Here is a 250-nt window from a genome sequence, read left to right as displayed (position 1 = left end):
CCGCTTCAGACGCCCCCACCGCTCACCCGACACCTCGTGCGTCCGCCGCACGAACCGCGTCGGCTCTCCCTGCCGCGGAGCGAGCAGCGGAAGTTCAGGTGCCGCAGGCAGGGTGTCGAGCCTCGCCAGCCAGTACGCCCGGGCCTTCTCGTCGGTGCCTGCGGCCTCGACGGCCAGGCAGTAGTCACGGAACGACACATCGATCGCCGGCAGCTCGCACTCCGGATCGGCGTACAACTCCGCCCACTCC

At 70.8% G+C, this 250-nt stretch carries 1 protein-coding gene; it reads right to left on the bottom strand.

Annotation, left to right across the window (positions count from 1 at the left end; all coding sequences use genetic code 11):
- A partial coding sequence (locus H0H10_RS01650; protein WP_188178972.1) for a hypothetical protein occupies positions 1-250 on the bottom strand: 250 nt, incomplete at both ends.

The organism is Streptomyces griseicoloratus, from assembly GCF_014534645.1.
Taxonomy (GTDB): domain Bacteria; phylum Actinomycetota; class Actinomycetes; order Streptomycetales; family Streptomycetaceae; genus Streptomyces; species Streptomyces griseicoloratus.
The sequence above is the reverse complement of the archived record's forward strand: the minus strand, read 5'-3'. Positions and strand labels throughout refer to the sequence as shown.